General features: G+C 45.5%; 12 protein-coding genes. 4 read left to right on the top strand and 8 right to left on the bottom strand.

Annotation, left to right across the window (positions count from 1 at the left end; genetic code table 11):
• Nucleotides 1-4: 4 nt before the first annotated feature.
• The 5 genes from A4R26_RS26730 to mraZ all read right to left on the bottom strand — a co-directional run bounded on the left by A4R26_RS26730 (nt 5) and on the right by mraZ (nt 4230).
• Nucleotides 5-2134, bottom strand: coding sequence for a PASTA domain-containing penicillin-binding protein (locus A4R26_RS26730; protein ID WP_081169580.1), 2130 nt, complete (start codon nt 2132-2134; stop codon nt 5-7).
• 93 nt (nt 2135-2227) lie between these two features.
• Entirely contained in the window at nt 2228-2557 is a 330-nt protein-coding gene (locus A4R26_RS26725) for an FtsL-like putative cell division protein (protein WP_081169579.1), read from the bottom strand.
• Between the two features lie 148 nt (nt 2558-2705).
• The gene (locus A4R26_RS35920; RefSeq protein WP_278248448.1) at nt 2706-2828 is read right to left on the bottom strand and encodes a hypothetical protein; all 123 of its coding nucleotides are present in this window, start codon (nt 2826-2828) and stop codon (nt 2706-2708) included.
• A 9-nt stretch (nt 2829-2837) separates the two neighbouring features.
• Nucleotides 2838-3761, bottom strand: coding sequence for a 16S rRNA (cytosine(1402)-N(4))-methyltransferase RsmH (gene rsmH, locus A4R26_RS26720; protein ID WP_081169578.1), 924 nt, complete (start codon nt 3759-3761; stop codon nt 2838-2840).
• Nucleotides 3762-3765: 4 nt separating this feature from the next.
• Complete coding sequence (gene mraZ / locus A4R26_RS26715) at nt 3766-4230, bottom strand: division/cell wall cluster transcriptional repressor MraZ (RefSeq protein ID WP_081169577.1); 465 nt, start codon at nt 4228-4230, stop codon at nt 3766-3768.
• Nucleotides 4231-4503: 273 nt separating this feature from the next.
• Between mraZ and A4R26_RS26710 the strand changes: the two genes are divergently transcribed.
• Nucleotides 4504-4812, top strand: coding sequence for a hypothetical protein (locus A4R26_RS26710; protein ID WP_133054790.1), 309 nt, complete (start codon nt 4504-4506; stop codon nt 4810-4812).
• A gap of 487 nt (nt 4813-5299) precedes the next feature.
• Nucleotides 5300-6544, top strand: coding sequence for an S-adenosylmethionine:tRNA ribosyltransferase-isomerase (locus A4R26_RS26705; RefSeq protein ID WP_242675031.1), 1245 nt, complete (start codon nt 5300-5302; stop codon nt 6542-6544).
• On the opposite strand, the gene A4R26_RS26700 is transcribed toward A4R26_RS26705, so the two are convergent.
• Nucleotides 6507-7898 (bottom strand): sensor histidine kinase, encoded by a 1392-nt coding sequence (locus A4R26_RS26700; RefSeq protein WP_242675030.1) that lies wholly within the window; start codon nt 7896-7898, stop codon nt 6507-6509. The two genes, A4R26_RS26705 and A4R26_RS26700, sit on opposite strands and share 38 nt — an antisense overlap.
• 293 nt (nt 7899-8191) lie before the next feature.
• Between A4R26_RS26700 and A4R26_RS26695 the strand changes: the two genes are divergently transcribed.
• Nucleotides 8192-8743: a YqgE/AlgH family protein gene (locus A4R26_RS26695; RefSeq protein WP_014223435.1), complete on the top strand. Its 552-nt coding sequence runs from the start codon at nt 8192-8194 to the stop codon at nt 8741-8743.
• A 265-nt stretch (nt 8744-9008) separates the two neighbouring features.
• Here A4R26_RS26695 and A4R26_RS26690 read toward each other — a convergent pair whose 3' ends face one another.
• Entirely contained in the window at nt 9009-9644 is a 636-nt protein-coding gene (locus tag A4R26_RS26690; protein ID WP_081169573.1) for an outer membrane beta-barrel protein, read from the bottom strand.
• A gap of 32 nt (nt 9645-9676) precedes the next feature.
• Nucleotides 9677-10318: a DUF4136 domain-containing protein gene (locus A4R26_RS26685; RefSeq protein WP_081169572.1), complete on the bottom strand. Its 642-nt coding sequence runs from the start codon at nt 10316-10318 to the stop codon at nt 9677-9679.
• Nucleotides 10319-10777: 459 nt separating this feature from the next.
• Between A4R26_RS26685 and recG the strand changes: the two genes are divergently transcribed.
• Nucleotides 10778-12898 (top strand): ATP-dependent DNA helicase RecG, encoded by a 2121-nt coding sequence (recG, locus tag A4R26_RS26680; RefSeq protein WP_081169571.1) that lies wholly within the window; start codon nt 10778-10780, stop codon nt 12896-12898.
• Nucleotides 12899-13103: the final 205 nt, after the last annotated feature.

Genomic DNA, 13103 nt, shown 5'->3' with positions numbered 1-13103 from the left:
TTTATTAATTCAGTTCTAAACTCACCGTTTGATGATTACTTACATATGCCCCGGGTTCTATGCTCTGACTAACCACTTTCCCCCTGCCCCGGAACACTACTTTCATTTTTCTGTTTTCCAACAGGAACAGTGCATCTTTTAAACCCATTCCCCGTATATCGGGCATGATCTTATTCGACACTTTCCTGTTGTTCAACACCTGTTGGTTATTTACTGTATACAAATGACCCCATTCATCTGCTTTTGCCGAATCGCGGTATTTCATTCGTAACTTCTCAACCACCTCTTTTATATCTTCCGTTGAACCGGCGTATAAATGGAAGCTGCTGTCTTTTCTCAATGCCAGCTGCTTCAATCCCCTGCTTCGATCGGCATTCAACGCATATAATTTATCGGCGATCTCTTTAAATACCGGTCCTGCAATTTTTGCTCCGTAGTAAACAGGTGCAAACGGTTTGTTACGGATCACAACTATGCAGCTGTATTGCGGATGTTCGGCCGGAAAATAACCTGCAAACGACGACTGATAAATTTTCTCACTGTATCCTTTATTGCCGTTGGCCATCAAAGCTGTGCCGGTTTTACCTGCTGTGCGGTAGGGCGCTCCCCTGAACAATTCCTTTGCCGTTCCATCTGAACAAACACCTTCAAGACACTGGCGTAACTGTTTTAATGTTTTTGTACTGCAGATCGTTTCTTCCACTATCTGCGGCTGGTTCTCCTGTATCGTCACGCCGTTTTCGGTTACTGCGTTCACCAGGTAAGGCTTCATCATTTTTCCATCATTCGCTACCGCATTATATAACATCAATGTTTGCAAAGGGCTTACCATTACTTCGTACCCGAAACTCATCCATGGCAGCGATGTTGCGCTCCATGACCTTGATTTAGGTGTTTTCACCAGCGGTTTTCCTTCGCCCAACAGATCGATGCCCGTTAGCTGATCGAATCGCAGTTTCTTAAGGTGATTTATAAAACGAGTCGGATTCTTACCATAGTAGGTGGTGGTCAACTTTGCCATTCCAACATTCGAGCTGTGTTCAAACGCCTCTTTTACTGTTGCATCCGTGCCATGATCTTCGGTGTCATATACGGTTCTTCCATTTACGTTCCAGCTTCCGCCTTCGAGGTTTATGTGTTGCTGCAAAGTTATTAATTGATCTTCGAGCAACGCCAACATCGTAGCCAATTTAAAAGTAGAACCGGGCTCAGATGCCTGTACGGCGTAATTGTAATTCTCCCAGTAACTGCCGTCTTCCCTTCGGCTCAGGTTAGCGATGGCTTTAATTTTCCCTGTTGCCACTTCCATTACGATGCAAGTACCATATTCACACTCATTTGTGGTTAAAACATTCAGCAATGCATTTTCAGCGATATCCTGAATGTTCACATCCAGCGTGGTGATGATGTCTTTTCCGTTCTGCGGTTCTATCTCCGATCCGTCGACAGGTACAAATACACCGGCTGCAATTTTTCGCATCAAACGTTTTCCACTTTCGCCCCGCAACTGATCGTCATACGTTTTTTCCAACCCCACATTCATACTGCGCATATTTCCGCCGCTATCTATGTATTCGCGTGATAACCCGATGGTTCTGTTTGCCAGCAACCCGAAAGGGTTTAAACGCTTATCTTTTACTTCCGCAATGAAACCGCTTTTATCTTTTCCCAACCGCACCAATGGCAAACTGCGTAACTGTTTGTATTGCTGAAATGTCAGGTTCTTTTTCAACAAATAATAGCGGTTCTTTCTTTGATAACCATTCTTTAATTCACGGCGCCACGATGCCTTACTTTTCTCAGGGAACATGGTGGCCAGGCCAAGTGACAGTGAATCAAGGTTATTGTGGAACCGCGCGCCGTTCTTCTGACGTAATCCCTCTGCTGCAAAATCAACATAAATGTCAAAATACGGTGTTGAGGTACTGAGCATTCGGCCATCTTCACTATAAATGGTACCGCGTTGCGCATCGATCTCTACAAACTTCTGCTGCTGGTCTTTTGCCTGCCCGCGCCAGAATTTGCCCTGCACCTGTTGAATGTAAATCGCCCGCCCCAGAATGGCAATACTGAATACAACTATGCCTATGTAGCACAGGTAAACCCGCCATAATATGTCCTTTTTAACCTCCATGGTGAATGGTCAACGGTGAATGGTCAATGACGAGTTTCCTACATCCAAACGCCCTTCACCTGCCAGCATCCTCACTTTTATATTTTAAACCTTCTAATTTTTTAATGTGTCTACCAGTATCGCCGGTGGAACAACCAGTTCTTTCAATCCAAGCGTTTCTACCGATTTGGCCAGTTCGCTCTGTTTGCTGCGGAACATCACTTCGCTTTTCAATGTTTTGTATTCGAATTGCAGTTCCTTCAGCTCGCGATTTACTTTGTTAATGTTGCGCACGGTGTTGTCGGCGTAGTGACCATTGTAGATGTACACGATTGCCAGTACCGACAGGAACAGGAAGAAAGGAATGTTCTTTACGATCCACCTGTACCCAAACAACCTTTTGCGTTGCCGTCTCCTGCGTGATATTTCTTTTTCTTCACTCATTTTACTTAATCAAATAGCGGTCAGACAGGTGCTATCCGTCTAACCGCTATGAATGCTTAATTCACGAGGCTTAAATCAAATAGAAATTGCAATTTTTAATTACCCTTTATTATGAGAACAAGAACTCGACGGTGAATGTGATAATTTGCTAATGAAACACCAGCACGACGCATACAGCTTCACTTTCATTGTTCAATTTCCCTATCTCTCTTTCATTTTTATTTCCTGCCTTCTGCTTCTGTACTTCCTTCTTCATTTCTCTGTTTCTCATTTTTAATTTCTAATTTCCTTCTACCTTCTCTGCTACTCTTAACCGGGCGCTTCTTGCGCGCGGGTTTCGCTTCATCTCGGCTTCGGTTGGAACGATCGGCTTTTTTGTTATTGCTTTGAGTGGTGGTGTGGAGGTTTTTGTTCCGAACGGGTCAACATCCACTTCTTCTTCTTCAAAATTTCCTTTGCGAAAGAAATTCTTCACGATCCGGTCTTCCAAAGAATGAAAAGTTATGATGGCTACACGGCCGGCGGGTTTTAACAGGGGGGGAACCTGTTGCAGCATTTCTTTCAATGCGCCTAATTCATCATTCACCTCAATTCGCAAAGCCTGAAATACCTGGGCAAAGTATTTATTAGGATTTCCTTTTACTACCGCGTGCAGCGCCTGCTTGAAGTTAGAGATGGTTTTAAGCGATACCGTTTTTCGAACCTGAACAATGGTGCGGGCCAGTGTTTTTGAGTTGGTAACCTCACCATACTGTTCAAACAATTTGTGCAATTGCTGTTCGTCATAAGTGTTAACCACTTCAAAGGCCGTCAGTTCCTGCCGCTGGTCCATTCGCATATCGAGGTCGCCTTCGAAGCGGGTGCTAAACCCGCGATCGGCGGTATCGAACTGGTGGCTGCTAACGCCGAGGTCGGCTAAAATGCCATTTACCTGCGTTATTTTATGCAGCCGGCAAAACCGCTGCAGGTGCCTGAAATTGTGCGGAACAAAAATGATACGATCATCATCGGGCACATTTTTCCGGGCATCTGCATCCTGGTCGAAAACAACCATACGCCCTTCAGCGTTAAGTAGTTTAAGAATTTCCAGGGAATGGCCACCGCCGCCAAAGGTACAATCAACATACACCCCATCAGGGCGAATGCTCAAACCGTCGATCACCTCCTGCAATAAAACCGGTACATGGTAAACAGGCTCACTCATAACATTACAATTGTGAAGTATTTTGACCACCCATTACCCGCTCTGCCAGATCGCTGTACTTTTCCGGTGTAAAAGACTCAAAGAACTGTTGGTACTTAACTTTATCCCAGATCTCAATTTTATTGATAACAGAAACCAGTACTATATCTTTTTCGAGCCCTGCATGGGCTTTTAAATTTGGAGGCACCAACATCCTTCCCGCTGAATCCAGATCGCACAGTGAAGCGCCCATTGTAAAATATCGTAAGAACTCCCTATTTTCGGCCTTGTATTCGCTAACTTTACTCAGTTCGGCCAGTATTGGGTCCCAATTTTTTTTGGGATATAAAGTCAAACATTTTTCAAAACCACGAGCTATGACAAATTGGTCTCCAGCATCCTCCGGCATTTGCTTTTTAATGCCTGCCGGTAGGAGAAAACGCCCTTTTGCGTCGAGGGTTGCTTCGTATTCTCCGAGAAATTGTATCATTTACAATGAGTTGCACCTATTTGTCTAACACTTACACAAAATAACACTTTTTCCCACTTTCTTACCCGAATTTGGAAAGAATATTTTTTCCACAAGGATTATTATTTGTATATAAGTGATCAACAAGGCTTTCCGTGAATTTTTCTACTTTATTTCCCTTCAAACATGTGCATAATCATGTGAATTGATGTGCATAACTGTGCATAAGCTGTGGATTAAGCAAAATTGAACGGTCCGGTGGATGTTTTTTCGTGGCAGCGGCAAAAAACTGGCATGGCCTCAACTAAAAGCGGGTCATTTTGTGGCGGGAAAATTTATCCGGGCTGCCTGAAAATGGGATTCGGGGGTGGTTATTGCCTCCAGGAAAGCTGTAATTGGTGGGAAAATGTGGTAGAAGATCGGTTGAACCGGCAGGCCGGTGGTAAAAAAGGGGAAAACCAGATTACCGGTTACCCGTGGCCGGGTACCAGGGCCTCCAGGTTTTGGATTTTAAGAAAAGCGGCGGCATGGTTACCGAAGGAAGCCACCATTCGCCACTATGCCCTGCAGCATGATCTTGTTGAAGTAAGTTTGTGCAATTAGCCTTACCACTCATCACACCAATTGCCCGGCCGACAAGCATTGCAACCAATTGCAACTGCCATCGATGGATATAAATAAAAAAGCCTCCCGGAGGGGAGGCTGCACTAATCAAATACCATTAACCATTAAACCTTATCCTATGCCTCTAAGTTAAGAAATAATTGAATACGCGTCAATATTTTATTAGAATTAATTAAAAACTAAATCCACGTCAAGTTTTGACTAATTGTTGAAAGATTTTGTCTAATTCTTTTAGTCAAATCAACATCAGATCAGCGCTATTAAATGGCCGTCACAACTCACTTTCAGCGAACCTTGCATGATTCTGCGGCTTACCGGTCATCACAGCCGCTCATTGTTTCTGGGTATCTTTCGTTTCCGGGTATATGATCAGGGATTTCAGCGCCCATCAACAGGGATTACCTATCGCCCTTTCACTATTGCCAATCGATTCCCTTACCTTTGCCCCTCATCAAAACAGCGGCAGTTGGCCGTATGCCCGATGCATCCAAAAGACTTATCAGTTCACGATTTTACGTATGAGCTGCCGGAGCAAAAAATTGCCCGGTATCCACTTCCCGAAAGAGACAGTTCCCGGCTTCTTATTTATAAAGAAGGGGCCATTCAGGAAGACATTTACCGGAATATTCCTCAATATGTTGCCGCCGGTTCCCTCCTTCTCTTCAATAATACCAGGGTAGTTGCCGCCCGCCTGCTTTTTCAAAAACCAACCGGCGCGGTAGTGGAGATCTTTTGCCTGGAACCGCCCCCGCAATACGCCGACATGACCACAGCCATGACCCAAAAAGGCCAGGTTACCTGGATATGCCTTATCGGCGGCGCCTCCAAATGGAAACCCGGACAAATTCTTGAAAAACGAATGGCCTGGAATGACGATGAAATTGTTTTGCAGGCCCGCTACCTTGGCAAGGAGAAAGACAGCTTTTCCATTGAACTATCATGGACACCTGCTTCGCTCACCTTTGCCGAAGTTTTGCAGGTAGCGGGTAATATTCCGCTTCCTCCTTATATAAAACGCACAGTTGAACAAACCGATAGCGAACGCTATCAAACCATTTATGCCAATGCTGAAGGATCGGTAGCCGCTCCCACGGCCGGTTTGCATTTTACCGATGCGGTTTTTAAAGCATTCGATCAAAAACAGGTCCACCTCGAATATGTAACCCTGCATGTTGGCGCCGGCACTTTCAAACCGGTGAAAAGCGAAACCATGAGTGGGCATCCTATGCATGCGGAGTTCATCGATGTTTCTATCGACACCATCAACTGCCTATTGAATTACCTCGATAAACAGATCACTGTGGTAGGCACCACTTCATTAAGAACGGTGGAAAGCCTGTACTGGCTGGGAGTAAAAGCAACGCGGCAACCCGACTGCCCGCCGGAAGAACTGGTAGTACACCAGTGGGACCCGTATGAATTGAACGGCGATCCGGTTCCGGCTAAAACCGCGCTCGAAAATTTACTGAATTACTTACAGCAACATCAGCTCGATCGCATTATAACCAAAACATCGCTGCTGATTGCGCCGGGTTATACGTTTCGCATACCCAATGCGCTGGTGACAAATTTTCACCAGCCGCAATCAACGCTGCTCTTACTGGTAGCCGCATTCATTGGGGCCGACTGGCGAAAACTATATACGTATGCGTTAGAGAATGATTTTCGCTTTCTTAGTTATGGCGATGGCTGCCTGCTGTTTCGGCACTAACCTTTTCTTTAAACAATGGAATTTCGAGGGTGAAGGCCGATCCTTTGCCAAGCATGCTATCAACCTTGATCTTGCCGTCATGGGCATCAACTACGGTTTTTACATAACTCAAGCCAAGACCAAACCCTTTTACATTGTGAATATTACCCGTATGGGCGCGATAGAATTTTTCGAAGATGCGCCGAACCGTTTCCTTGCTCATACCAATACCATTATCTTCAATACGTATTCCTATTGCATGACTGGTATTATACGTGGCAATTTTTATCAACAGGTTCTCTTTCGAATATTTAACGGCATTATCAACCAGGTTCGAGATCAGGTTGCGGAAGTGCACCTGGTCGGCCTCAATGAAATCGAACCTGGCATCCAGGCTTAATTCGGCACGTGCGCCTTTCTCCTGCAACTGCAGTTGATAATTATCCATGATCTCATGAATGAGATTATGTACATGCAACGGCACCCGGTTGAGCGTAATTTCCTGACGGTCCATAACAGCAGCCTGCAGAATGGTTTCCACATGCTTGTTCATCCGTTTGTTCTCTTCCTTGATAATACTGCTGAAGTAATTCATTTTCTCGCGGTCCTGCGCCACTTTATCGTTACGCAGGGCATCAACTGCCAGCGAAATGGTAGCAAGCGGCGTTTTGAACTCATGCGTCATATTATTGATGAAGTCGTTCTTTATTTCACTCAGCTTCTTCTGACGCAACAATGCATTTACAGTAATATAAAAAGCGGTAATGATCATAAGGGTGAAGAAAATGGCGCCAATGATCATCCAGCGCATATCGCTAAGCACTATTCTTTTCACATTGGGCACAATCACCGTCATTATTTCTTCGGGTACAATGTTCTCGAGGTCGCTGCCGCTGGGCGGTTGCAACAGGTAGTAAAACCCAAGGTTACGATCGCCCACGGTATCTTCAACCTGTGTTAAAAAACCTCTTGATTTAATTTCGTAAGAAAGCAAATTCAGGTTGGAAGTAATGGCAAATTCAAATTTCACATTGTGCAAACCCTGTTCTTCAAAAGCTTTGTTCAGCTTTTCCGCCACCTCCTGTTCGGTAAACTTTTGGGCAATGGTAGGCGGGTTCATCAGTTCCATCTTGAACTGTTCTGCCGGCCAGCTGAAATCGGGTCGCGTACGGTAACGTTTAAGAGAAGGCAGCGAACCTTTCTGCTCCATCAGGGCCGTGCCTACGATGTGCATACCACGTTCGATCTTACCTTTCAATTCTTCATTCTTGTTCAACAGCATGGTTCGTAACCAGCTGTACTGTACATATATGGTCCCCACCAGCGATAAGCTGATCAGCACAATAATAACAGGAAAAATTTTCCTTAACTGCAATTTATATGGTTTTATTAACGCCGCTGTTGTCATTATCTACCGGTTACCGTTTACTGCTACACTCCTTCCTGTTGTGGGAAAGAACAACATCCTCATAGCAGATAATTTTAACCGGCAAATTTAATAAACGAAATTAGTCCCCCCTATGGTACCGAATTCATATGCGATCCTTTAACTTAGATTTACCAAGTTGCACCGGCAAAGCGGGACGCTAACTTAGAAAACTTTTATTGAATCGCTAATTTTTTTGAACAATCATTTTGGTTAGTCGTTTTATGTACTAATTTAGAAATATGGTAAATCCAGGACCAGGCATATTACTTATAGCTGAGCCTTTTTTAAAGGACCCGAATTTCAGCCGAACAGTAGTTTTCTTATGTGATCACCAGGACGAGGGCAGCTTTGGTTTTGTTATAAACCGGGTTTTTGGCCACACCCTCAATGAGCTGATGAACGACCTGGACGAGCTTAAACTTCCTGTTTTCTATGGCGGACCGGTTCAAATGGATACCATACATTTTCTGCATCAATACCCCGATCTGATCCCAGGCAGCTACGAAGTGCTGGATGGTATATACTGGGGCGGCGATTTTGAAACCGCCATTACCCTCATAAAAGCCGGTTCTATCGATACCACAAAGATCCGCTTTTTTATTGGCTACTCCGGCTGGGGCAGCGGTCAGCTTAATGATGAACTGAAAGAAAAATCATGGCTTACCGCCCAGGCGACGCGCAAGCTGGTATTCCACCGCAAGGCCGATGAAATATGGAAAGAATCGCTCAAACATCTTGGCGGCGACTATGAAATGATGGCCAATTTCCCCGTTGACCCGCAGCTGAATTAGGTGAATGGTAAATGGGGAATTGGTTCCCGAAATTCTGAATTCCCACGTAATTTATGCCTCACTCTGGCAAAGTCTTTAATTGCCGATAGCGCCTGCGATCGATTTTTTTGAACTATCTCCATTAGTAATCTACTTTGCCATTTACCATTAAGCATAACTTTCTGGATACTGAAGGCTTATGCCTATAAAAAAGCCCGCCAAACATAAGGCGGGCTACAATATTTAGATGGCCCATTAACCATTGACCATTCACCATTGACCTAAATTACCGGATCGGAAATTTCACCCCAATACCTGCTCCCCAGTTATTCAAATTATCAACCCCGTCCTGGTTATAAGGCATGTAGTTATAGGCGCCAAAAAGGTGGATCCCTGCGGGTCCCTGGGGTCTGAATGGAATGAAGAGGCCGGCTTCGGGCCTTGCGGCAAATTTGAAGCTCGACTTGCTGTTCTCAAATTCACCCAGCCACTGATCGTACACTATAATATTTCCACCAAGGCCCAGCCCCACATAGGGTTGAACCGCTTTGCCCGGCAAAAAACGGTATTGCGCCTGGGCCAGCACCGGAATGGTTTGAATGGAATTGGTCAGCACCGCCGACACTTCGCCCCCTTCTTCGAGCTTGTACACGGCACGCGGAAATTTTTGGTAGAAATCCTGGAATCCAAAACCCAAACCTACCGATAACTTTTTGGTAGTGTTATACATTATGTTGGCCGTCCAGCCACGGGCCGAGGTTTTATCAACCAGATCGCTCTTGAACGATCCGGCCGGTATTCCTATGGCATAGTTTATATCGAGCTGTAGTACCCTTTCCTGCGATTTGGCGGTAAAGGGTACAGTGGTCAAAAGCAACAAACTGACTATCAATAACATGCCCATACTCAACTTCGTATTCATATCTGTAAGCTTTTAATGATCGTTAATGAAATTTAGTTCGATGTCGAAAAATAGGTACTCTGATCAAAGAGCGCCTTCACCCCGTTGCCGGCGGTTTGCACATTGAACACGCTTGAGCCTCTTATAAGGCCGTTCCACACACTGCTTATCCTGTTGGTTTGTTTGGCGTCGCGTAAATTAAAGATGTCGATCGACATAGCGCCTTCCGTTATGGAGTACGTGCCCACGAAATATGAGGGGAAATAATATCCATAACCGCCATAACCCCAATAATAAGGATCCCAGTAAGAGCCGTAATAGGGATCCCAGTAAGCGCCATAATCAAACAACCCGGTTGAGGTATTGTAAATACGGCTGATGTTGACGCCAAGGTCGGGGTCCTGGTCGCGGCCCACCTGCGTGTAGCCACGTTGCACCAACTGGTCTTTTACCGCATTAATATAGGCGGCATCCACATCGGTACGCACTTTTCCTTCCAACTGGTTATTGCTGATAACGGCTACCGAATCGGCGATGCTGAACGTTCGGAACGTTCCAAAATTTGCCGAATCGGAGTGTTTGGTAATGTAAATGAGCCCTTCGTCTCCCTCGAGGTTTTTAACGGGATCTTTTCTACAACTGGTCATGGCCAGTACCCCCGTCGTTACTAACGCTGCAATTACTATTCTCTTCATAATTAACTGGTTTTAACGTCCTGATTATAAAAATGAAACAAAGCCAATACCTGAATGTTTGCAATTCGCATTCCTTAACAGTGCGCTAACATGTTATAAACTGTCGACGTGCCCCTTAGATGCCGCAGCCGGTTTATGGTTTAATTAAAACTTCGTTAAACCCCTACAGGTTTATTCTGTACGTGTGATCCACCTCTTTGTTACCTCTCATCCTAGGGTCATCCTAGGGTCATCTTAGGGTCATCCTGGGGTTTTCCTGGGGTTTGAACCCTAAGATAACCCTAAGAAAACCCTAGGTATACGCTAGAATGACCTTAAGATGAAAGGTGGATGTGTGGGAAATGTGTGTTGCGCGAGCCACCACGTTGCCTTGCTGCCTGATTGCCTTGTTGCCTGGTTGCCTTGTTGCCTCGTTGCCTTGTTGCCTGGTTGCCTTGTTGCCTCGTTGCCTTGCATTAAATTTGCCGCATAAAAGGAACTGTAGACATATTAGCCAATCCCATTGAGTACCTGAAAGGTGTGGGGCCGCAACGGGCCGACCTGCTCAAAAAAGAGCTGAACATATTTACCTTCAAAGACCTGCTCGAACTGGTACCCTACCGCCATATTGATAAAACCAGGGTGAACCAGGTACGCGACATTGTTCCGCAAACCGATTTTATTCAGATCAAAGGAGTGATCACCAGCTTTGGAATAATTGGGGAGAAAAGGGCAAAACGCCTGGTAGCCGAAATAAAAGACGCCACAGGCACCCTTGAACTCGTTTGGTTCCAGGGCATTACTTATATACAAAAAATGCTTGCGCTGGGGCAGGTTTACCTGGTATATGGAAAGGTGAGTTTCTTTCAGGGCCAGCCCCAGATCACCCACCCCGAAATGGAGGTATGGAGCCGGGAAAAGATGGAAGGCAAAAGCACCCTTGAACCGGTTTACCCCAGTACAGAAAAATTAAAATCGAGGGGAATGGGCGGCCGCCAGATCGGCCATTTTACAGAAACTTTGATTAAATTGTTACAGGAAAAGAACATTCCTGAAATACTGCCGGAATCCATATTGCAACTGCTGCAACTGATGCCGCGCTTCAAGGCTTTTACAAGCATGCATTTTCCGCCCGACCCTGAAACGTGGCAAAAAGCAATTGACCGGTTGAAGTTTGAAGAGTTTTTCATAGCACAGCTTCGGATGGGCCTGTTGCGGCAACAACGGCACCGCTATTCAAAAGGAGTAGTGTTTAGCCAGGTTGGCGATATATTTAACCGCTTTTATGAAAATCACCTGCCGTTTGAACTGACCGGAGCACAAAAAAGAGTAATAAAAGAAATCCGACGCGATACCGGCAGCGGCAAACAAATGAACCGGCTGCTGCAGGGTGATGTAGGAAGTGGTAAAACCATTGTAGCGCTGCTGATATTATTGCTGGCTATTGATAACGGTTACCAGGGTTGCCTTATGGCGCCCACGGAGATCCTTACCAACCAGCATTTCAACAATATCAGCGGTTTGCTGAAAGAGCTGCCGGTAAATGTGCGCATGCTCACCGGTTCTACCAAAACCCGCGAACGAAAAGAGATATTGCAGCAGTTGGAAGACGGTACCATTCATTTTGTAGTAGGTACCCACGCCCTGCTCGAAGACACGGTAAAATTCAAAAACCTGGGACTGGCCATCGTTGATGAACAGCACCGGTTTGGGGTAGCCCAGCGTGCCCGTTTATGGCAAAAGGCGGCAATTCCGCCGCATGTGCTGGTGATGACCGCCACACCCATTCCCCGCACCCTGGCCATGACAGCTTACGGCGACCTGGACACAAGCATAATTGATGAGCTTCCCCCCAACCGTAAACCTATTTTAACCGTACATCGTTATGAGACGGTTCGCAGCCAGGTAATGGACTTTATAAAGGCAGAAATTGTCAAAGGGCGGCAGGCTTATATCATTTTTCCGCTTATTGAGGAATCGGAGAAACTCGACTATGAGAACCTGATGAAGGGATACGAAAATGTGCAGGCCTATTTTCCGGAGCCCAGGTATTGGATCAGTATGGTGCACGGGCGGCAAACACCGGAAGTGCGTACCACCAACATGCAACGTTTCAAGACCAATGACACTCAAATCATGGTTGGTACAACGGTGATTGAGGTGGGGGTTGATGTGCCGAATGCGAGTGTGATGGTGATAGAAAATGCCGAGAAATTCGGGCTTTCACAATTACACCAGTTACGCGGCCGTGTGGGACGGGGAGCCGAGAAAAGCTTTTGCATATTATTATCTGGTTCAAAACTGAACAATGACGCCCGGGAACGGTTAAAGATCATGTGTGCTACGAACGACGGTTTCAAAATTGCAGAGAAAGATCTTGAACTGCGAGGCCCCGGTGATATTGAGGGAACAAGACAAAGCGGCGCATTGAATTTCAAACTGGCCAGCATCGTTCAGGACAAAAAATGGCTCGAGATTGCCCGCGAAATGGCCGAACGATTACTGGATGATGACCCCGACCTGGCTTCGGCAGCAAATTTGCAGCTAAAAAACTACCTGCAATCGCTTACAGGAAAAACCGCCTGGAGCAAAATTTCGTAGGTTACAAAAGTCTTAACCATTACTGCTTATATACAGGTTTACAATTCAATTGATGCATCGTAAATTGTAAACACTAACTGCTTACTAAAAAAGATACTTAGGTGTGCCACACTTTGAAAGTGTGGCACACCTGCCTGGGTCTGTTAAAAAAGTAGTACGATACTTTTTAATTAATTCCATCTCCTGCTATTTATATCATACGCTG

This window comes from Niastella populi (assembly GCF_002078015.1).
Taxonomy (GTDB): Bacteria; Bacteroidota; Bacteroidia; order Chitinophagales; family Chitinophagaceae; genus Niastella; species Niastella populi.
This window is presented reverse-complemented; position numbering and strand designations above follow the sequence as displayed.

What these genes read in the sequence shown, in the direction of transcription:
- rsmH (WP_081169578.1), bottom strand. Translation starts at nt 3,761, where the DNA reads ATGAGTGAGCCTGTTTACCATGTACCGGTTTTATTGCAGGAGGTGATC.
- A4R26_RS26730 (WP_081169580.1), bottom strand. Translation starts at nt 2,134, where the DNA reads ATGGAGGTTAAAAAGGACATATTATGGCGGGTTTACCTGTGCTACATA.
- A4R26_RS26690 (WP_081169573.1), bottom strand. Translation starts at nt 9,644, where the DNA reads ATGAATACGAAGTTGAGTATGGGCATGTTATTGATAGTCAGTTTGTTG.
- A4R26_RS35920 (WP_278248448.1), bottom strand. Translation starts at nt 2,828, where the DNA reads ATGAGAAACAGAGAAATGAAGAAGGAAGTACAGAAGCAGAAGGCAGGA.
- A4R26_RS26695 (WP_014223435.1), top strand. Translation starts at nt 8,192, where the DNA reads ATGGTAAATCCAGGACCAGGCATATTACTTATAGCTGAGCCTTTTTTA.
- A4R26_RS26710 (WP_133054790.1), top strand. Translation starts at nt 4,504, where the DNA reads ATGGCCTCAACTAAAAGCGGGTCATTTTGTGGCGGGAAAATTTATCCG.
- A4R26_RS26725 (WP_081169579.1), bottom strand. Translation starts at nt 2,557, where the DNA reads ATGAGTGAAGAAAAAGAAATATCACGCAGGAGACGGCAACGCAAAAGG.
- mraZ (WP_081169577.1), bottom strand. Translation starts at nt 4,230, where the DNA reads ATGATACAATTTCTCGGAGAATACGAAGCAACCCTCGACGCAAAAGGG.
- A4R26_RS26685 (WP_081169572.1), bottom strand. Translation starts at nt 10,318, where the DNA reads ATGAAGAGAATAGTAATTGCAGCGTTAGTAACGACGGGGGTACTGGCC.